This is a genomic window from Mesorhizobium sp. C120A (assembly GCF_030323105.1).
Taxonomy (GTDB): domain Bacteria; phylum Pseudomonadota; class Alphaproteobacteria; order Rhizobiales; family Rhizobiaceae; genus Mesorhizobium.
Genome location: NZ_CP100476.1, coordinates 79,165 through 99,987, shown reverse-complemented (window position 1 = coordinate 99,987; position 20,823 = coordinate 79,165). Strand labels below are relative to the sequence as shown.

Below are 20,823 nucleotides of genomic sequence, written 5' to 3'. Positions count from 1 at the left end.
CGAAGGCGCCGACTGCCGGAGCATTCGCCATGGACCTAGTCTTCTCCTCGACCGTCGACCTCGCTACCACGATTGCGGCGCGAAAAATCTCCGCCGTTGAGGCGCTAGACGCGCAACTGGCGCAGATTGACCTGCATAACGAGGCGGTCAACGCGGTCGTCAATCTCGAGCGGGAAGGCGCCCGCGAGCGCGCGAAACAGGCCGACGCGGTGCAGGCGCGCGGCGATGGGCTCGGACCGCTGCATGGCGTGCCTTTCACGTTGAAGGACATGCACCAAACCGCTGATATGAAGACCACGGTTGGTTTCGCACCATTCGCCGACTATGTGGCAAAGGCAGACAGTCCGGTCGTCGCCCGATTGAAAGCAGCAGGCGGCATCCTGATTGGAAAGACCAATGTCGCGACGATGCTGGGCGACTGGCAATCGGACAATCCGCTGTTCGGTCGCACCAGCAATCCGTGGAACCGCTCGCGCACGTCAGGCGGGTCCAGCGGTGGCGCAGCGGCAGCGGTGGCGACCGGCATGACGCCGTTCGATGTCGGCACCGACATGCAGGATTCGATCCGCCTGCCGTCGGCTTTTTGCGGTGTCTGCGGGTTGAAACCGACCGAGCACCGCGTGTCCCTGGCCGGCGCCTTCCCCGATCCGAACGGCGCGGCGCGCAGCGTCCGCTTGATGTCCTGCCTCGGTCCGCTGGCGCGCAGCGTGGACGATCTTGCGCTGATCTACAAAATCATCGCCGGCCCGGACGGAGCAGACACGGACCTCGGGCCGGTGCCCGTAGAGGCCATGCCCAGGCTCGACCTCAAGACATTGCGCATCGCCTTCGCGCCGTCCTTCCCCGGCTTTCCGGTGGCTGGCAAAATCGCTACCGCAGTCGAAAGCCTGGCCAAGCGGTTGCAATCAGTAGGGGTGATTGTGGAAGAAGCGAACTTGCCGAAGCTCGATCTGCATGACGATCTGAAGCAGGGCGGCGATCTGATCGGCATGATGCTGGAGGCAGCGCAGCCCGAACCGCCGAAGCAGTCAACGCCGATCACCAATTGGTTCGAGGCGCTCGCTCGCCGCGACCGCTCGATCCTGGCCTGGGACAGGTTCTTCGAGACCTGCGATGCCTTGCTGTGTCCGGTCGCCATGACCACGGCCTTCGCGCATTGTGAGCCCGGCACGCCGATCGAAGTCGACGGCAAGGAGCAAAGCTATTGGATGCTACCGGCCTATGGCGCGGTCTTCAATTATTCCGGCCATCCGGCACTCTCGCTGCCCTGCGGGCAAGACCGCGACGGCCTGCCTATCGGCCTGCAACTGGTCGGCAAGCGCTGGTCGGAATCGCGGCTGCTCGGCATCGCCAAGGCGATCGAAGCGCTGACCGGCGGCTTCAAGCGTCCGCCGGGCTACTGAGCAAACCGACCCAACCCATAAGGCGTCAGCAGCGGATCACGCTCGCCGTCGAGAATTTCGCGCGTGGCGAACAGCCCGACCGCCGGCGCCAGCGTTATGCCGGAATGCATGACGGCGACATAGAGACCTTCCGTGCCCTCGGCGCGGCCGATGATCGGAAAGCCGTCGATCGGCGTCGGCCGGTAGCCAACCGTGTGGAAATCAAATTCCAGTTCGTCGGCGCCGCGCAAAGCCGCCTTCATTGCTGCAAACAGCTCGCGCGCCGTGGCGTCGGGATTCTCACCGGGATCGCTCCCCGCGAAATCCGAGCCGGCGATGATGCGGCCCTCCGCCGTCTGGCGCATATGCAGCTTTTCGGCATGCACCAGCCCGTTGAGGAGCTTCTTGTAGGGCTGCGAGTGGACGATCAGACCGGGCGGCGTCTCGATCGGCAGCTTGATGCCGGCGGTAGCGGCAATATCGGGCGCCCCGACACCGGCTGCGATCACCACCTCGTCGGCTGCCATCAGCCCATGCGATGTATCGACACCGGCAATCCTGCCATCGGTCTGGACAAGTGCGGTTACAGAACTGGAAAGAATGCGCGCGCCGCGCCGTTCTGCATCGGCCAGCAGCGCCTTGGCCGCCGCAACCGGTTCGGCCACGCCTTCCTCCGCGACATAAACCGCGAATTCAGGCGGCTCGACCAGTTTGGGCTCGATCTGCGCGGCTCGCTTGGCGTCAACGCGCTCGATGCCGTAGCCCCAGGCCGAATGCTTGGCCGCGTAGGCTTCGAGCCGGTCGGCCGGCAAATCCCAGCACAAGCCGCCGCACCAGGCGAGCGGCAGTCCAGGCAACTCGTCTGCCAGCCGCTTCCACTCGGCCATGGCGCGGGTGCGCAGCCGGAAATAGGTTTCGGGGTTACCCCAGCTGGCGTTGATCCAGGCAAAGGAATTGGGCGTCGCGACGCCACCGGCGCCGCTCTCCGAAACCACCGTCACCCGCGCGCCAGCCTTGGTCAGGTGCCAGGCGATGGAAGCGCCGATAATGCCGGCGCCGATGACGATGACTTCCTTAGCGCTGCTCATACCGGACCTCTCAGAATGGGCTCCTCTGATGCCACCACAGCGGGTTAAGCTCAAGGGCGGTCGAGGCCTGCCGGCCCGAAACTGTCGACAGGCCAGCAATGCGCTGCTAGAAGCCGGCGCCACAGACAGGATTCCAGAAATTGGCAGAAGACATCGAACAGGCGGTATCGCGCCGCCGCACTTTCGCGATCATCGCCCACCCAGACGCCGGCAAGACGACGCTCACCGAAAAGCTGCTGCTGTTCGGCGGCGCCATCCAGCTTGCGGGCGAGGTCAAGGCCAAGAAGGACCGCATCCAGACGCGGTCCGACTGGATGAAGATCGAGCGCGAGCGCGGCATTTCGGTCGTCACCTCGGTGATGACCTTCGAATACGAGGACAATGTCTTCAACCTGCTCGATACGCCCGGCCACGAGGATTTTGCCGACGACACCTACCGCACGCTGTCGGCGGTGGACTCGGCCGTCATGGTCATCGACGCCGCCAAGGGCATCGAGCCGCGCACGCTGAAGCTGTTCGAGGTCTGCCGGCTGCGCGATATCCCCATCATCACCTTCATCAACAAGATGGACCGCGAAAGCCGCGACCCCTTCGAGATTTTGGACGAGATCGAGCAGAAGCTGGCGCTGGACACTGCCCCCATCACCTGGCCGATCGGCCGCGGCAAGACTTTTGCCGGCACCTACCACCTGGCGCTCAACGCTGTGCGCAGGGGCGATGCCGAGAAAGACCGCACGCCGGTCAACGGCCCCGACTCCAACCGCGTCGCCGGCCTGCTGCCGGAAAACGAGCGCGAAGCCTTCATCGAGGAGCTGGAACTCGCGCGCGAGGCCTGCCGACCTCTTGATATTGTCGCGTTCCGTGAGGGCCATCTGACGCCGGTCTATTTCGGCTCGGCGCTGCGCAATTACGGCGTGCTCGACCTGATCGAGGCGCTCGGTGCCTTCGGCCCGCCGCCGCGTGCGCAGGACGCAGACACCCGCAAGGTCGAGGCGACGGAGGAGAAGATGACGTCCTTCGTGTTCAAGATCCAGGCCAATATGGACCCCAACCATCGCGACCGCATCGCCTTCGTGCGCGTCTGTTCGGGCAAGCTCGAGCGCGGCATGAAGGCGAAATTGGTGCGCACCGGCAAGCCGATGAGCCTGTCGGCGCCGCAATTCTTCTTTGCCCGCACCCGCGTCACCGCCGACGAAGCGTTTGCCGGCGATGTCGTCGGCATCCCCAACCACGGCACGCTGCGCATTGGCGACACGCTGACCGAAGGCGAGGAGATACTGTTCCGCGGCGTACCTAACTTCGCGCCGGAAATCCTGCGCCGTGTGCGCCTCGGCGACGCGATGAAGGCGAAAAAACTCAAGGAAGCGCTGCACCAGATGGCCGAGGAAGGCGTCGTGCAGCTGTTTTCGCCGGAAGACGGCTCGCCGGCCATCGTCGGCGTTGTCGGCGCGCTGCAGCTCGACGTCTTGAAGGAAAGGTTGAATTTCGAATACACGCTGCCGGTCGAATTCGAGATGTCGCGCTTCTCGGTCTGCCGCTGGATCTCTGCCGACGACAAGGCCGAGACGCTTCGCTTCATTGAGGCGCATCGCGGCGACATCGCCCGTGATCTCGACAACGACCCGGTGTTTCTGGCCCAAAACGCCTTCTCGCTGAACTACGAAGCCGAACGCTGGAGGGCGATCCGCTTCGCCACCATCAAGGACTACCAGGTCCGCGACAAGGCGGCGTAAGGCGCCCCTTTTCCTTCTGCCCGCTTACGCGGAGAAGGTGCCCGAAGGGCGGATGAGGGGCAGCGCCGACGTTGAAGGGTCAATTGGCTCCAACGCGCGCCGGCCCTTCGCATGGCTCAGGGCGTTCGAAGCCGAAAAGCCAAGCAATTGGCTTTTCGTCCGCTACGCGGACCCCTTCTCACCCCTCCGCAGCTTCCTCGATCTTCGCAATATCGATCTTGCTCATCTGCATCATCGCCGACATCACCCGCCCGGCCTTGGCCCGGTCCGGATCCAGAAGCAGGCGCGGCAGTTGCTCCGGCACGACTTGCCAAGAGACGCCGAACTTGTCCTTCAGCCAGCTGCATTGCGACGGTTCGCCGCCGCCTTCGATGAGCTTGTCCCAGAAATAATCGACCTCTTCCTGGGTCTTGCAGTCGATCGACTGTGACATCGCCTCGTTGAACTTGAATTGCGGTCCGCCGTTGAGTGCCTGGAACTGCACGCCGTCGAGTTCGAACGTGGTCACCAGCGCCTTGCCGGCATCGGCATGGCCTTCGGGCCAACGCAGCACGCTCAGCACCTTCGAATTCTTGAAGATGGAGACGTAGAAATTCATCGCCTCTTCGGCCTGGCCATCGAACCACAGGCAGGTGGTGATCTTTTGCATGTCATGCTCCTCGGGTGTTTGGTTGCGGTTACAGGTGAAGCTGCTGACTTATAGAAATGGTGCCATTCCCTTGCCGTCGTCCAAGGACGGATGCCGGGCTAGCGATCCGACACTGGCCGGCAATCTTTTTCGAAACCCTGATTTTCAGCGAGACTCTGGCGCATTGCAAAAAAGTGGCCAGACCATACTTGCCGGTCTATAAACCCTGCGATCCAAGTTCCGCTCCGCACCGGGCGCAGCCAGCCAGCCAAGGAAAATTCATGCCTGCCTATCGCTCCCGCACCACCACCCACGGCCGCAACATGGCCGGCGCCCGCGGCCTGTGGCGCGCCACCGGCATGAAGGATTCGGATTTCGGCAAGCCGATCATCGCGGTGGTCAATTCCTTCACCCAGTTCGTGCCGGGTCATGTCCATCTGAAAGACCTTGGCCAGCTGGTGGCGCGCGAGATCGAGAAGGCCGGCGGCGTCGCCAAGGAATTCAACACCATCGCCGTCGATGACGGCATCGCCATGGGCCATGACGGCATGCTCTATTCGCTGCCGTCGCGCGAGCTGATCGCGGACTCGGTCGAATATATGGTCAACGCGCATTGCGCCGATGCCATGGTCTGCATCTCCAATTGCGACAAGATCACGCCCGGCATGCTGATGGCCTCCTTGCGCCTCAATATCCCAAGCGTCTTCGTCTCCGGGGGGCCGATGGAAGCCGGCAAGGTGGTGCTCGCCGGCAAGACACAAGCGCTCGACCTGGTCGACGCCATGGTTGCCGCCGCCGACGACAAGATCTCCGACGAGGACGTCAAGGTCATCGAACGCTCGGCCTGCCCGACCTGCGGCTCGTGCTCCGGCATGTTCACCGCCAATTCGATGAATTGCCTGACCGAGGCGCTCGGCCTGTCGCTACCCGGCAACGGCTCGACGCTGGCAACCCACGCCGACCGCAAGCGGCTGTTCGTCGAGGCGGGTCACCTTATCGTCGATCTCGCCCAGCGCTACTACGAGCAGGATGATGAGTCGGCGCTGCCGCGCAGCATCGCCTCGAAGGGCGCCTTCGAGAACGCCATGACGCTCGACATCGCCATGGGCGGCTCGACCAATACCGTGCTGCACATCCTTGCCGCCGCGCACGAGGGAGAAGTCGACTTCACCATGGAAGACATCGACCGGCTGTCACGGCGGGTTCCGGTGCTATGCAAGGTCGCACCGGCCAAGTCCGACGTGCATATGGAAGACGTCCACCGCGCCGGCGGCATCATGGCGATCCTCGGCCAGCTCGACAATGCCGGGCTGCTCAACCGCAACCTGCCCACGGTGCATACGGCGAGCCTCGGCGAAGCGCTCGACCATTGGGACATCTCCCGCACCTCGAGCCAGAGCGTCCGCGACTTCTTTCTCGCCGCTCCGGGTGGCGTGCCGACACAGGTCGCCTTCAGCCAGGACCGCCGCTGGGACGAGCTCGACCTCGACCGCGAGAAGGGCGTCATCCGCTCAGCCGAGACGCCGTTCTCGAAAGACGGCGGCCTTGCCGTGCTGAAAGGCAATCTGGCGCTCGACGGCTGCATCGTGAAGACGGCCGGCGTCGACGAGTCGATCCTGAAGTTCACCGGCCCGGCCCGCGTGTTCGAAAGCCAGGACGCTTCCGTGAAGGCGATCCTGTCCAACGAAATCAAGGCCGGCGATGTCGTCGTCATCCGCTATGAAGGACCGCGCGGCGGTCCCGGCATGCAGGAAATGCTCTACCCCACGAGCTATCTAAAGTCGAAAGGCCTCGGCAAGGCCTGCGCGCTGGTCACCGACGGCCGCTTCTCCGGCGGCACATCAGGCCTGTCGATCGGCCATGCCTCGCCCGAAGCAGCGGAAGGCGGCACGATCGGACTGGTGCAGGAAGGCGATACGATCGAGATCGACATCCCCAACCGCACGATCCGGCTTGCTGTCAGCGACGCTGAACTCGACGCGCGCCGCGCGGCCATGGAGGCGAAGGGCGCCATGGCCTGGAAGCCCGAGGAAAAGCGCAAGCGCAAGGTGACGACCGCGCTGCGCGCTTACGCCGCCTTCGCCACCAGCGCCGACAAGGGCGCGGTGCGGCACGTGCCGGAGTGAGGGTGCGGCGCCGACCCCCACCCCGCTGCTGCGCAGCGACCCTCCCCACAAGGGGGAGGGTAAAGCTCACGGCATCAGCTGATATTCATAAAGCTTCTGATACAGGCCGCCCTGGTTGAGCAGCGTGCGATGCGCGCCGCTTTCCACCACCTTGCCGGCCTCCAGCACCACGATCGTGTCGGCCTGGTGCACGGTCGACAGGCGGTGGGCAATGACGATGGTGGTGCGCCCGACCGTCAGCTGCTGCAGCGCGTCGCGGAACAGCGCCTCGGATTCGGCGTCGAGTGCGCTGGTCGCCTCGTCCAGAAGCAGGATTTCGGCATTGCGTAGCATGGCGCGTGCGATCGAGATGCGCTGGCGCTGGCCGCCTGACAGCAGCGCGCCATTCTCGCCGACATCCGTGTCGTAGCCTTTCGCCTGGGCGCTGATGAAGTCATGTGCATTGGCGGCCCTTGCGGCGGCCATCACTTCCTCGTCCGTGGCGCCCTCGCGCCCGAGCCTGATGTTGTGCATGATCGTGCCGGCAAACAGGAACGTGTCCTGGCTGACATAGGCGATCTTTTCCCTGACCGAGGTGAGCGTGGCACAAGAAATGTCCTGCCCGTCGAACATCACCCTGCCGCTCTGCGGGTCGTACATGCGCATGATCAGGTTGAGGATGGTCGACTTGCCGCTGCCCGAGGGTCCGACCAGCGCCGTCATCTTGCCGGCGGCAAGCGTCAGGTCCAGTCCCTCGAACACCGGCGCGCTTTCGGGGTAGGCGAAGCTGACATTGTCGAAATGGATCTCGCCCGGCCCGGCCCGCAGCGGCTTTGCATCCGGCTTTTCGGCCAGCGTCAGCGGCCGGTCGGCGAGCTGGAACATCATGCGCACGCCGACAATGCCGGTTTCAAGCGAGATGCGTACGCGGGCCAGGCGCTTGGCCGGCTCATAGGCCAACAGCAGCGCCGCGATGAAGGCCATGATGTTGCCCGGCATCTGACCGCCGCCGCCCAGAACCAGGAAGCCGCTGACAAAAACGGCGCCAGCGATGGCCAGCCCCGCAAGCGTTTCCATAACCGGGCTGGTGGCGGCCTCCAGCGTGGCGATGTTGTTGGCGCGGCTCTCCACGTCCGACACGGCCTTGTACATGCGCTTGCGCATGGCGCCTTCGAGGCCGAAGGATTTGACGACGCGCACGCCGATCGCAGTTTCCTGCATCACCTGCACGATCTGGCCGAGCGAACGGAATTCTTGCGAGGCAATTTTTCGGACGCGCTTCAGGATACGATTGACGCCGTAAATGGCGATCGGCCCGATCACCAGACAGATGAGGGACAGCGCCGGCTGCTGCCAGACCATCACACCCACCAGCGCAGCCAGCGTCACCAGATCGCGAACATAGGACGTGACGATTTGGTCGAGCACGCTGCGCGCGGCCTGGGCATTGTTCGTCATGCGCGAAATCAGTTCGGACGAAGAGGTCGAATGATAGAATTCGATGCCTTGCGCGAGAATGCTGTCATAGATCTTGCGCTGCCGGTCGGCGATGATGGCATTGCCGACCCTGCTCATGAAGTAGGCCTGGATGAAGTTTGCGAAGCCCTTGAGAATGAAAATCGCTCCGGTCGCCGCCGCGATCAGATTGACCTGCCCAATCCTCTTGTAAACCACGAATTCATTGGTGATTTCGCGCAGCATATAGGCGCTGGCTGCTGTCGTTGCCGCCACCACCAGCATCGACAGAATGGCCGCAGCGTAGCCAAATCTATGTGCGTGAAAGGATTCCCGCAAAAGCCTTGCGATAAGGCGCTGGTTTTCCGTCGAACGGAAGAAGCGAAACAAATGGCCGATCCCATGCCTGACTGACGAATTTCGGATTCGCCACCGGGGCGAAAGGCGGCTTATAGAGCGAGTTGTGACCGGATGGAACCTTTCGCTGTCGCGGAGACAATCGGCTGCGGCACGGTGTCTTTTGCGCCACGATTGCGGCGACTGATCTGCAGGGAGATGACGACAGATGGATTTCGATCTTGTTGTGCGCGGCGGAACGCTGCCCGACGGCACCGTCGCCGACCTAGGCGTCATCGGCGAGACGATCGTCGCCATCGAGTCCGAACTGCATGTCAGCGCCGGCACGGCGATCGACGCCCGTGGCAATCTGATCTCGCCGCCCTTCGTCGATCCGCATTTCCATATGGACGCGACGCTGTCCTACGGCATTCCACGCATCAACGCTTCGGGCACGCTGCTGGAAGGCATTTCGCTGTGGGGCGAACTGAAGCCGCTCTTGACCCATGACGCGGTGCGCGAGCGGGCGCTCGCCTATTGCGACTGGGCGGTCTCGATGGGCCTGCTCGCCATCCGTACCCATGTCGATGTCTGCGACGACCGGCTGCTGGCGGTCGAGGCGCTGCTCGACGTCAAGAAGATTGTCGCGCCCTATATCGATCTGCAACTGGTCGCTTTCCCGCAGGATGGCTTCTACCGTTCGCCGACGGCGCGGCAGAACACGCTGCGCGCGCTCGACGTGGGCGTCGACATCGTCGGCGGCATCCCGCATTTCGAACGCACCATGGCCGACGGCACGCGCTCGGTGACCGAATTGTGCGAAATCGCGGCGAAGCGCGGGCTGATGGTCGACCTGCATTGCGACGAGACCGACGATCCGTTGTCGCGCCACATCGAGCAGCTTGCCTATGAGACGCAGCGCCTTGGCCTGCAGGGCAAGGTAGCCGGCTCGCATCTGACTTCAATGCACTCGATGGACAATTACTACGTCTCCAAGCTGCTGCCGCTGATTGCCGAGGCCGGTGTGTCGGCGATCCCCAATCCGCTGATCAACATCATGCTGCAGGGCCGCCACGACACGTTTCCCAAACGCCGCGGAATGACCCGGGTGAAGGAGATGCTGGCGCTCGGCATCCGAGTCGGTTGGGGCCAGGATTGCGTTCTCGACCCCTGGTATTCGCTGGGCACCGCCGACATGCTCGACGTCGCCTTCATGGGGCTTCACGTCGCTCAGATGTCGAGCCCTGCCGACATGGCACGCTGCTTCGACATGGTCACCAATGTCAACGCCGCCATCATGGGCCTCGATCATCTCGGCCTTGCCGTGGGCAAGCGCGCCAGCTTCGTCATCCTCGATGCAGGCAACCCGATCGAGGCCTTGAGGCTGCGTGCCGAACGGCTGTGCGTCGTCGCCAGGGGCAAGGTGGTGGCCGAGCGCACGAAACAGGAGACACGGCTGTCGATCGCCGGCCGTCCCGGACAGGTGAACCGGCGGCACAAAACTGCGTAGAAACAGCCGATTTCCGCCGCTGGTCTTACCGATTTGCCTCGTCAAAGCGACCGCTTGCAGCTAGGGAGCCGCATGGCCCAGTCGCTCGTCCGCACCTTCACTATCAGGAACGCGCTTCTGGCCGGCATCCTCTTGATGCTGGCCGGCGACTTCATGTTCGCGCTGAACGACGCGATGGGCAAATGGCTGGTCGCCAGCTTCTCGGTGGGGCAGGTGGTGCTGATCCGATCGATCGGGGCCTTCATCGTGCTCGGCCCGATGATCGCCAACCAGGGCGCCGGCAGACTGTTCCAGATGGAGCGGCCGGTCCTCCAGATTCTGCGCGTGCTGGCGACCACGGTGGACACAGCCTTGTTTTACGCGGCCGTCGTCTATCTGCCGCTGGCCGATGTGATGAGCTTCTACATGGCCGGGCCGATCTATGTGGCGGCGCTGTCGCATTTCCTGCTCGGCGAAAAGGTCGGCTGGCGCCGCTGGGCCGCCATCCTGGTCGGCTTCTGCGGCGTGCTGATCATCTTGAAACCCTCTTCGGCGGCGTTTTCGCAGTCCTCGCTGTTCGCGCTGGTCGGCAGCCTCGCCTTCGCCTTTGCCATCATCCTCAGCCGCCGCCTGCGCGGCACCAGCGACACAACGCTGGTCACCTGGCAGACTATCGGCACGCTGCTGGTTGGCGGCGTGATGACCATAGGCGCCTGGCAGACGCCCTCGGCACTCGATTTCGGCGCCATGCTCCTGCTCGGCATCGTCTCCTGCAGCGCGCATCTGATGATTACCAGGGCGCTGAAACTGGCCCCTGCCTCGACGCTGGCGCCGCTGCACTACAGCCTGCTTCTATGGGCGGTGATCTTCGGCCTGGCATTCTTCGGCGACGTGCCGGGACCGCGCATCCTGATCGGCTCGGCCATCGTCGTGCTCGCCGGCCTGTTCATCTTCCACCGCCAGAAGGTGGTGGAAACAGTCGTGCCGCCGGAGAACGTGCCGAAAGGCGTGAACTGAGCGCCTCGGGTGCCGCCTAGCCCATGCGCACCGCCGCCAGATGCCGTGAAAACTCAGGCGTTTCCATCAGCGCCTTGCAACGGGCGAAGCGGCCGTCGGCATAGGCGCGGAAGTCCTCGACCGGGTTGTTGTTGGCAAGCTGGATCAGCCCCCACAGCGTCCACAACAGGTCGCACATCGCCTTGTAGGTGACGACGCGGCCGCGCTCGGCCGGTTTTGCCTCGCCGCCGAAATAGGCGCGCATCATCTCTTCCTCCTGCGCGGTGTCGAACCGGCCTTCGACCGAGAGGTCGCCGAGATCCCAGAGCGGGTCATTCATCCCCGAATATTCCCAGTCGACGATCCACATCCGCTCGCCCGTATCGAGAAAATTCTCGCACAGTGGATCGCAATGGCAGGCGGCAATCGGCAGTCTATGCGCGGCAAGGGACGCACGCACGGTGTCGGATTCGCGCACCACGTCGTGGTAGCCCGGCGGCAAGGCGACTTCCTTGGTCGATAAGACCTTGAGATAGTCGTCGATCATCGCAAACAGCTCGAAGCGGAACGGAAATACCGCACCGGACGTGTGCAGCTTGCGGAAGGCTTCGCCGGCGCGGGCCGGGCTGCCGGCGCGCAGCTTGAACTTTTCCGGCGACATCGTCACGGCGCCGGCAACGAAGCGGCTCGCCAGCACGCCTGTCGCGGGGTCGACATGCAGCACTTCGGGGCTGACGCCCGCTTTGGCCGCCTCACGCGCCGCCACCGCTTCATTGGCGCGGTTGATATACTCCTCCGTGCCTTTGCCGGGCATGCGCAGGCAGATATCGCCGGCCCGAAAGACGAGATTGGTCATCCCGCCCAGCCGCTCAAGCGGTCCGTCATAGCCCGCCAATGCCGGAATTGCCGCAAGTGTTGCGCGTGCCTCGTCCGTCCCCATGCCTGTTGCCCTTGGCCGTGTATTTCTTGCGACAACGGTTCCACAGTTTTCGCCGTTTGGCTATCATCCGATCGAGGGTGAGCAGCGAGCTGGCGGAGAAACAGCCATGGCGGGCAACAAGGATCATGGCGGGCTTGGCGCCGCCTATGCGGCGCAACGGCCCGAGGACGTCGCCGCGATCTATGACAATTGGTCGGAAACCTACGATGCCGATATGTCGGCCGCCGGCTACCGCCATCCGACGATCTGCCTGGCCCTGCTCGCACGGCATCTGCCGCGCGGCGCGGCCCCGCTTCTCGATGCCGGGGCCGGCACCGGGCTGATCGGCGAGTGGCTGGCCATCACCGGCTATCCCCAGGTCGAAGCGCTCGATATTTCGCAAGGCATGCTGGCCAAGGCGGCGGCAAAGGGCGTCTATTCGGCGCTGCATTGCCTGGCGCTCGGCGGCCCGCTCCCCTTTGCCGACAATGCCTATGCCGGCATCGTCTCGGCCGGCGTTTTCACCTCCGGCCATGTCGGCGCCGAGGGGCTGGACGAACTGATCCGCGTCTGCCGTCCCGGTGGCGTCATCGTGCTGACCATCAAGAACACGCTGTGGAACGCCGGCTTTGCCGATCGCATCGCTGCGCTCGAGGCTGAGGGCAGGGTCGTTCGTGCCGAGGAGACTGCGCCTTATGTTTCGATGCCTGGCGAGGCTGACACCGTGCCCAGCCGCGGCCTTGTGCTGCGCGTGAGCTGAGTCTGGCGCAGCCTATGCCTTGATCCTGCTCATCGAAGGATCGTACATCGGTTCGAGATGGATCTTCGCCGGCGTCAGCTCCATGGCGACCACCAGCTCATAGTCGCCCGAGCCGAGGAAATCGTCGCCGACGCCATCGGCGTTGCGGACATAGCCATAGCCGATGTTCTTAGCCAGCGTGTAGCCATAACCGCCGCTGGTGAGATAGCCGACCGGTTCGCCATTGCGCAAAATCGTCTCGCGCCCGACCAGCACGATATCGGGATCGTCGACCGTGAAGCCGGCAAAGCGTTTCTTCAGGTCGGCGCCGCTGATCTTTTCGAGCGCCCGCCGGCCGACGAAATCGGTGTTCTTCCTCAGCTTCACCGCCCAGCCGAGGCCGGCCTCCTGAGGCGTGTCGTTGGGGGTGATGTCGGAGCCCCAGGCGCGGTAGCCTTTCTCCAGCCGAAGTGATTCCAGCGCCCGGTAGCCGATCGGCCGGATGCCGAGCGGCTTGCCGGCGGCCATCAATGCGTCGAAGATTTCGCCGGTGGCGGCGATTGGCACATGCAATTCCCAGCCGAGCTCGCCGACATAGGTGACGCGCAGCGCCCGAACCGTATGACCGGCAATGGCGATCTCGCTGACATGGCCGAACGGGAAGGCGGCATTCGAGACATCCGCGTCGGTGACGGCCGAAAGCACATCGCGGGCGCGCGGCCCCATCAGCGACAGCGTGCCGAAATCCTCGGTGACATCTTTCAACGTCACGTCGAGGCCCTTGCCGACATGGTCGCCGATCCAGGAGAGATCATGCGTGCGGAAGCCGGTGCCGGTCACGATGTAGAATTTGTCTTCGGCGAGCCTGGCCACCGTCAAATCGGCCTCGATGCCGCCGCGCGTGTTGAGAAGCTGCGTGTAGGTCAGCCGTCCCACCGGCTTGGCGACATCGTTGGCGCAGATCCAGTCCAGCGCCTTTGCCGCATCCGAACCCGTCATTTCGTATTTGGCGAAGGAGGACTGGTCGAAGATGCCGACTTTCTCGCGCACATGGCGATGCTCCTCGCCCACCGGGCCAAACCAGTTCTGCCGGCCCATGGAATAAATGTCTTCGGGTCTGGCGCCCTGCGGCGCGAACCAGTTCGGCCGCTCCCAGCCGAGTTTGGAGCCGAACACGGCGCGATGTTCTTTCAGCCGGTCATAGAGCGGCGAGACGATGCGCGGCCGGCCCGAGACGTACTCCTCATGCGGAAAGCCGATCGTGTAATGCTTGCCATAGGCTTCCAGCGTGCGATCGCTGACCCATTGCCGATCGCGATGCAGGCCGGAAAAGCGCCTGATGTCGACCACCCAAAGGTCGAGCGGCGCTTCACCATCGACAACCCATTGCGCCAGCACCCAGCCGGCGCCGCCGCCGGAAGCGATGCCGAAGGCGTTGAAGCCGGCGCCGACGAACATGTTGGCGCATTCGGGCGCGACACCGAGGATGAAATTGCCGTCCGGCGTAAAACTCTCCGGCCCGTTGATCATCTGCTTGACGCCGACCGTCTCCAGCGCCGGCACGCGCGCGATCGCCTGGCTCATATGCTGCTCGAAATGATCGTAGTCGTCGTCGAACAGCCGGAACTCCCAGTCAACGGGGACATCGCCGCCCGGCAGGCCGGTCGTCCAGGCCTGCGGGTTCGGCTCATAGCCGCCCATCACCAGCCCGCCGACCTCTTCCTTGAAATAGGTGCGGCGGTCGGGATCGCGGATTGTCGGCGCGTCGGTCGCCAGCCCGTCGATCTTCTCGGTGATGATGTACTGGTGCTTGACCGGTTGCAGCGGCACGCAAATGCCGGCCATCGCGCCGACCTGGCGTGACCATTGCCCGGCGCAGTTCACCACCTTGTCGCAAGCAATGTCGCCCTTGTTGGTCTTCACCGCGGTGATGTGCCCGTCCGTCATGTCAAAGCCGGTAACGCGGACGTCCTCGAACAGCTTGGCGCCATGCATGCGCGCGCCCTTGGCCAGCGACTGCGTGATGTCGGAGGGGCTGGCCTGCCCATCGGTCGGCAGCCAGGAGGCGCCGACGAGGTCGCCGGTCTCCAGCAGCGGCCACATCTTTTTGACCTCCCCCGGCGACAGCAACTGCATGTCCATGCCGAAGCTCCTGGCCGTCGTCGCCAGCCGTTTATATTCGGTCCAGCGGTCGGCATTGGTCGCAAGCCTGAGGCACCCGGTCATCTTCCAGCCGGTAGCGAGCCCGGTTTCGGCTTCCAGCCCCTTGTAGAGCTCGACCGAATATTTGAGCACGCGGGTGATCGAGGCGGACGAGCGCAGCTGGCCGACCAGCCCGGCCGCGTGCCAGGTCGAACCCGAGGTCAGCTTGCCCTGTTCCAGCAGCACGACATCGGCCTTGTGGTCGCGCGCCAGGTGGTAGGCCGTCGAACAGCCGATAATGCCGCCGCCGATGACGACGATGCCGGCATGTGTGGGCAAGCTCATGACTGTGTCCCGTATTTCGTGCGGTAATTGTCCAGCGCCGCGTCAAGCCGCGTCAGGTTCTCCGCGGTGTAGGCGACGTAGTCGATGCCGGGCGCGTCGAGGTAAAGTTCGGAAACCATGCTCCACATCGCCTCGCGCAGCAGCGAGGCGCATTGCATGGCCGCGTGCGAGCGGCGGATCGCCTCATCCGGCTCGCGCATGAAATACGCCGTGAGGAAAGTGAAGGACTCCGCGTCGCTCATCTCGGCGTTGGAGGCAACGCCGGCAAGATCGAACATCGCGGTGTTGAAACCGGCATATTCGAAATCGATGAGCCACAACCTGTCGCCATCGTCGAGAATATTTGCCGGCAAAAGATCATTGTGGCCGAAGACGATCGGCAGCAGTTTCTGGGCCCGCTCCAACTCGTCGGCCAGAGCCAGCAGCCTGGGCAGCTCGTCGCGCTTGCGGCTGCCGCCTTCGCTCAGCGTTCGCGCATAGTCGCGGATGACATGGAAGACCCAGAACATGAAGCCGGCGCCGGAGATGTGATTGGGCATCTCGCGATGGAACCCGCGCATAAGGGCTGCGACGCGGCCGATATTGGCGCGCACGTCCTCGGCAACATAGGTTTTCGCGCCGAGAAATTCCGTGACCATGATGCCGGGTTCGGAATGGCGGACCGCCGGCGCGAAGCCTGCGGCGTGCGCCGCACGGGCCGTCATCACCTCGCGGTCGCGAAAGACGTGGTGAAATGGATAGTCCTGGCCGAAGCGCACGACATGCCGCCCGGCCGCGTCCTTGACCAGATAGTTGGCGTTGCTGAGGCCGCCCGGCAGCGGCGCAATGTCGATGCTGCCATTCCAGCAGGGCAAGGCCCGGATGCGGTCTTCAGCAGTCACGGGGCCATCCCTGACTTTTGCGGAGCTTCGATAGGCGCCAAGCGCCGCGCAACGAGGGTTAGGGGAAGCGCAAAAATCTCGTCGGTGCGGGACACAGGAACTCCTATCCCGCACCGCACCGACGAGCCCCTCTGGCCAGGTTTTGATACCCGGTCTCCGCCCCCGCGGATTTGAAAAACTTTGTGCCAGTTCAATCCCAGACGGTCTGGCCAGACGGTCGGGTCCGTGAAATGCGGCTCTGCCATCACCCTCCCGTGGCAGTTCCGAAGCTGTCACGCCGTCAATGTCACGCCAGTGCTACCTAACTGTCAATGAAATGTTGTGACTTTTTTTGGGTGTTTTGCCCGAAACCACGAGCAATTCCTTTAAAAACGGCGGCATTGCCCTAAAACCGGGCAGGCCGCAAATTGAGGAAGCCAGATGATCCATTCGAAACGGCATGGCGAAATCCTCCGCCTCCTCAAGGAAGAGGGCACCGTCACCATTGCCAGCCTCGCCGACCGGCTGGGGGTTTCGCTTGAAACGGTGCGCCGGGATGTCAAGCCACTGACCGGCAATGGCTCGGTGCTCAAGATGCATGGCGCCATCGGCCTGCCGTCGATGGCCGGCGAAGCGCCGTTCGAGCGGCGCATGCGCGACAATGCGGAGGCCAAGCGGCTGATCGCCCGCATGGTCGCTGCCACCATTCGCGACGGTGAATCGGTCATGCTGGACACCGGCACCACGACCTCGTTCCTGGCCCGCGAACTGCTCGGCCACCGGCGGCTGACCGTGGTCACCAATTCATCCGACATCGCCCGCACGCTGGCCACCGTCAACGGCAACAAGGTCTATATGGCCGGCGGCGAATTGCGCAGCGATTCCGGAGCCGCCTTCGGCGCCTCGGCGATCGATTTCGTCAGCCGCTTCTCGGTCAGCCATGCGGTGATTTCGATCGGCGCCGTCGATGCCGCCGCAGGCCTTGCCGACTACGATCTGGAAGAGGCGGAGTTCGCCCGCATGGTGCTGTCGCGCGGCCAGCGCTCGCTGGTCATCACCGACCACACCAAGTTCGGTCGCCAGGGTCTGGTCCAGGTCTGCGGCTTCGACGGTTTTTCCGAACTCGCCACCGACCAGCCGCCGCCGCGCGACATTGCCTCGGCACTTGCCGAGGCTGGAGCGCGCCTTAGCATTGCTGCGGCCTAGCCAAACACCAGCGACTGGCGCGCCGCGATCCCGGCCATGCCGCCACCCGATACCACGAAGGCATGTTGTGCATCATGCGCGCCGCGTCGCCGGCCGCATAAGATTTCGTTCTGGTGAAAAATTGTTTTTCAATCATCCCGCTCTTCGCAATGTCCATGCAACTTGGCAGCCGCAAACAGCGCCTCGTCGAAATGCGGGCCGGGCGAATCGCCCGCATCAGCAATGAGGCCACCATGCTGCAAACGATGCCTTGTCTTTCCTCATGGCCTGGACGCTTGCGCGCTCCGACCTGGAAGCCGACCCGGCTTGGCCGGACATTCCGCAACTTTCCGCCGGCGACGGTGTATGACGGTGTATAAGGTGTCCAGGATCAAGAACCTCAAAACCTATGACTGGCGCTTCGCATGACTGATCCACTGTCGGCGATCCTGGGCTTCGGCCTGCTCGGCGTCGCCTGCCTCGCCTTCACAGAAAAGATCCTGCCGCTGCCGCCCTCGCATGTGCTGCTGCTGTTCCTCGGCATGACGGCAGCCCCCGATCTCCCGGCGCTGGCGATCCTGCTTCTGGTAACGACGCTGTCCGCCATCACAGGCTGCCTTGTCTGGTATAGTTTGGGTCGTCGGATTGGCTTGGATCGTGCCGACAGGCTGGTCCAGCGTTTCGGCAAATATGTCTGCTTGCGCTATGCGACCTACAGCAAGCTTGGTCAGGCCTATCGCCGCCATCATGTCCGGGTCTCCTTGCTGGCGCAGTTCATCCCGACGGTTCGCAACTATCTGCCGATCGCGGCCGGCGCGCTCCGTCTTCCACTCTTGCCCTTCGCGGCGGCGACGCTGCTCGGCGCCACGCTATGGAACACCGGCTTCCTCGTCACCGGCTACCTTATGCGCGGCAGCGGCCGGGATTCCTATGCCATCGGCTTTCGCATCATCGTCATCGTCATGGCGCTGGAGACGGCGTTCATGCTCGCGCTGCGCTACGGTTCAGCCTGCCGGCGGCGCCTCGGGTTCGGCTGACCAGGAGGCGCCTCAAGCCGTATGGGTTTAAGCTCCGCCTTCGGCTTTCCTTCCCCGGCGCGCCGGTGTTTAGTCCGGCCATGGCTTTCACCATCCGCCAGCTGCAGTTCTTCATTGCCGTCGCCGAGCAAGGCACGGTGTCGGGCGCCGCACAAAACCTCTCCATCTCGCAATCCTCGGTCACCGAGGCGATCAAGGAGCTGGAGAGCGATCTCGGCGTCGAATTGTTCGAGCGCCATCCGCGTGGCCTCAACATTACCCACAAAGGCCACCAGTTCCTGCGCCATGCGACCAAGATCCTGGCCGACGTCTCCGACGCGCGCCGCGCTTTTTCCGACGACCAGGTGGTGGCCGGCGGGCGGCTGCAGCTCGGCGTCACCTCGCTGGTCGCGGGCTATGTGCTGTCCGATCTGCTGGCGCGCTACCGCCGCGCCTATCCCGGCGTCGATGTCTCGGCCATCGAGGACAATGGCGACTATCTCGAACATCTGCTGATCGGCGGCAAGCTCGACATTGCCGTCATGGTCACCTCCAATTTGCGCGACCGCACCGCGCTGCAGTCGGAAATCCTCGAGGTCTCGGCCTACCGGCTGTGGGTCCCGCTCGGCCACAAGCTGGCCAGCGCCGACATTATCGGCATAGGCGACATTGCCGGCGAGCCGCTGATCATGCTGACCGTCGACGAGATCGAGGAGAACACCGGCAAGCTTCTGGCGGCGATCGGCGCCAGGCCGCATGTCGCCTTTCGCACCCGCTCGGTCGAAGCCGTTCGCAGCCTCGTCGCCACAGGTGCGGGCGTGGCGTTGCTGCCCGACCTAGTCTACCGGCCGTGGTCGCTGGAAGGCGACCGCATCGAATCGCGCGACATTTCGGGTTCCCTGCCGGTCGTCCAGGTCGGCATGGTCTGGCGCCGCGGCTCCGGTCTGCCGCAGGCGTCGCGCGACTTCATCGGCCTTGCCCAGTCGCAGCGTATGGTACGCCAGCAGCGTTGATAGGGTGCGTGGTTATCTATCGGAAAAACCGATATCGCGTTTCTGATAAATGAATTTGCGAAACCGGAATTTTCCGAGCACTTTTCATGTCAGGGACGAAAGCCGCCATCAGAGCGGCAACGTGCCATCGGATGAACTGACGCTTTTCAGCCTGCGGCTGACCGCGGCGGCGACTCGCTTCGCAGTCAGGCGCCAAAATGGGAGATTGACGATGAATTCATTCCTGAAGACGTGCACCGCCTTGACGGTCGCGCTGACCTTTTCCGGTCAGGCCGTCGCCCAGGTCAAGGAACTTGGCAAGGGCGAAGGGGAGGTCAGCATCGTTGCCTGGCCGGGGTACATCGAGCGCGGCGAAACCGACAAGGGCTATGACTGGGTGACCTCCTTCGAGAAGGAGAGCGGCTGCAAGGTCAACGTCAAGACCGCGAACACCTCCGACGAGATGGTCTCGCTGATGAATGAGGGTGGGTTCGATCTAGTCACCGCTTCGGGTGACGCATCGCTGCGCCTCGTTGCCGGCAAGCGCGTGCAGCCGATCAACACCGATCTCATCCCGAGCTGGAAGGCGGTAGACGACCGTCTGAAGGATGCGCCCTGGTTCACCGTCGACAAGGTGCATTACGGCGTTCCCTATCAGTGGGGCCCGAACATCCTGATGTACCACACCGATGTCTTCAAGGAAGCGCCCAAGAGCTGGAACGTCGTCTTCGAGGAAATGAACCTGCCGGACGGCAAGTCCAACAAGGGCCGCGTCCAGGCCTATGACGGCCCGATCCACATCGCCGACGCCGCCAACTATTTGATGTTCCACAAGCCGGAACTCGGCATCAAGGATCCCTACGAACTGAACGAGGACCAGTACAAGGCCGCACTCGAACTGCTGCGTGTTCAGCGGACGCTGGTCGGTCGCTACTGGCATGACGCCGCCATCCAGGTCGACGATTTCCAGAACGAAGGCGTCGTCGCCTCCGGCTCATGGCCCTACCAGGTCAACACGCTGGTCGCCGCCAAGAAGCCGGTCGCCTCGACCGTGCCGGAAGAAGGCGTCACCGGCTGGGCCGACACCACCATGATGGAGGCCGACGCCGCGCACCCGAACTGCGCCTATATGTGGCTCGAGCATTCGCTGTCGCCCAAGGTCCAGGGCGACGTCTCGGCCTGGTTCGGCTCGCTCCCGGTCGTGCCCGCTGCTTGCAAGGGCAACGAGCTGCTCGGCGAGGAAGGCTGCAAGACCAACGGCTACGAGAACTTCGACAAGATCAAGTTCTGGAAGACGCCGGTCTCCAAGTGCGCAACCCAGAACGACCAGTGCGTGCCTTACTACCGCTGGGTGTCCGACTATATCGGCGTCATCGGCGGGCGTTGAGCTCCCTTAACCCTCCCCCTTGTGGG

At 63.7% G+C, this 20,823-nt stretch carries 16 protein-coding genes; 10 read left to right on the top strand and 6 right to left on the bottom strand.

The window, feature by feature from the left end:
* Positions 1-29: 29 nt before the first annotated feature.
* Entirely contained in the window at positions 30-1,403 is a 1,374-nt protein-coding gene (locus NL532_RS00500; RefSeq protein ID WP_023828564.1) for an amidase, read from the top strand.
* Here the strand turns inward: NL532_RS00500 and NL532_RS00495 are convergent.
* Positions 1,397-2,470 (bottom strand): NAD(P)/FAD-dependent oxidoreductase, encoded by a 1,074-nt coding sequence (locus tag NL532_RS00495; protein ID WP_023732499.1) that lies wholly within the window; start codon positions 2,468-2,470, stop codon positions 1,397-1,399. The genes NL532_RS00500 and NL532_RS00495 overlap by 7 nt on opposite strands.
* A 140-nt stretch (positions 2,471-2,610) precedes the next feature.
* Here NL532_RS00495 and NL532_RS00490 point away from each other — a divergent pair, with 140 nt between their 5' ends.
* Entirely contained in the window at positions 2,611-4,203 is a 1,593-nt protein-coding gene (locus tag NL532_RS00490; RefSeq protein WP_023828563.1) for a peptide chain release factor 3, read from the top strand.
* Positions 4,204-4,381: 178 nt separating this feature from the next.
* On the opposite strand, the gene NL532_RS00485 is transcribed toward NL532_RS00490, so the two are convergent.
* The gene (locus NL532_RS00485; RefSeq protein ID WP_023672886.1) at positions 4,382-4,852 is read right to left on the bottom strand and encodes a VOC family protein; all 471 of its coding nucleotides are present in this window, start codon (positions 4,850-4,852) and stop codon (positions 4,382-4,384) included.
* 260 nt (positions 4,853-5,112) lie between these two features.
* Between NL532_RS00485 and ilvD the strand changes: the two genes are divergently transcribed.
* Entirely contained in the window at positions 5,113-6,957 is a 1,845-nt protein-coding gene (ilvD, locus tag NL532_RS00480; protein WP_023692643.1) for a dihydroxy-acid dehydratase, read from the top strand.
* 66 nt (positions 6,958-7,023) lie between these two features.
* Here the strand turns inward: ilvD and NL532_RS00475 are convergent, their stop codons facing one another.
* Positions 7,024-8,781, bottom strand: coding sequence for an ABC transporter ATP-binding protein (locus tag NL532_RS00475; RefSeq protein WP_023685110.1), 1,758 nt, complete (start codon positions 8,779-8,781; stop codon positions 7,024-7,026).
* Positions 8,782-8,956: 175 nt separating this feature from the next.
* Between NL532_RS00475 and NL532_RS00470 the strand changes: the two genes are divergently transcribed.
* Positions 8,957-10,237, top strand: coding sequence for an amidohydrolase family protein (locus tag NL532_RS00470; RefSeq protein WP_023732498.1), 1,281 nt, complete (start codon positions 8,957-8,959; stop codon positions 10,235-10,237).
* A 72-nt stretch (positions 10,238-10,309) separates the two neighbouring features.
* Entirely contained in the window at positions 10,310-11,233 is a 924-nt protein-coding gene (locus NL532_RS00465; protein WP_023732497.1) for a DMT family transporter, read from the top strand.
* 16 nt (positions 11,234-11,249) lie between these two features.
* Here NL532_RS00465 and NL532_RS00460 read toward each other — a convergent pair whose 3' ends face one another.
* Positions 11,250-12,152 (bottom strand): phosphotransferase family protein, encoded by a 903-nt coding sequence (locus tag NL532_RS00460; protein WP_023828562.1) that lies wholly within the window; start codon positions 12,150-12,152, stop codon positions 11,250-11,252.
* Positions 12,153-12,258: 106 nt separating this feature from the next.
* Between NL532_RS00460 and NL532_RS00455 the strand changes: the two genes are divergently transcribed.
* Positions 12,259-12,891, top strand: coding sequence for a class I SAM-dependent DNA methyltransferase (locus NL532_RS00455; RefSeq protein WP_023828561.1), 633 nt, complete (start codon positions 12,259-12,261; stop codon positions 12,889-12,891).
* Between the two features lie 12 nt (positions 12,892-12,903).
* Here NL532_RS00455 and NL532_RS00450 read toward each other — a convergent pair whose 3' ends face one another.
* Together NL532_RS00450 and NL532_RS00445 are read right to left on the bottom strand one after the other, a co-directional pair.
* A complete protein-coding gene (locus tag NL532_RS00450; RefSeq protein WP_023828560.1) occupies positions 12,904-15,357 on the bottom strand; it encodes a GcvT family protein in 2,454 nt (817 codons plus the stop codon).
* Complete coding sequence (locus NL532_RS00445; RefSeq protein ID WP_023703531.1) at positions 15,354-16,238, bottom strand: phosphotransferase family protein; 885 nt, start codon at positions 16,236-16,238, stop codon at positions 15,354-15,356. The genes NL532_RS00450 and NL532_RS00445 overlap by 4 nt, the downstream gene beginning before the upstream one ends.
* Positions 16,239-16,658: 420 nt before the next feature.
* Here NL532_RS00445 and NL532_RS00440 point away from each other — a divergent pair, with 420 nt between their 5' ends.
* The 4 genes from NL532_RS00440 (at position 16,659) to NL532_RS00425 (ending at position 20,797) form a co-directional block, all read left to right on the top strand.
* Positions 16,659-17,423 carry a DeoR/GlpR family DNA-binding transcription regulator gene (locus NL532_RS00440; protein ID WP_023685103.1) on the top strand — a complete coding sequence of 255 codons (765 nt, stop codon included), beginning with the start codon at positions 16,659-16,661 and terminating at the stop codon, positions 17,421-17,423.
* Between the two features lie 404 nt (positions 17,424-17,827).
* On the top strand, positions 17,828-18,439 hold the full coding sequence (locus NL532_RS00435; protein WP_023712606.1) for a DedA family protein: 612 nt from the start codon (positions 17,828-17,830) through the stop codon (positions 18,437-18,439).
* Positions 18,440-18,519: 80 nt separating this feature from the next.
* The gene (locus tag NL532_RS00430; RefSeq protein WP_023673412.1) at positions 18,520-19,431 is read left to right on the top strand and encodes a LysR family transcriptional regulator; all 912 of its coding nucleotides are present in this window, start codon (positions 18,520-18,522) and stop codon (positions 19,429-19,431) included.
* Positions 19,432-19,642: 211 nt separating this feature from the next.
* The gene (locus tag NL532_RS00425; protein WP_023736171.1) at positions 19,643-20,797 is read left to right on the top strand and encodes an ABC transporter substrate-binding protein; all 1,155 of its coding nucleotides are present in this window, start codon (positions 19,643-19,645) and stop codon (positions 20,795-20,797) included.
* Positions 20,798-20,823: the final 26 nt, after the last annotated feature.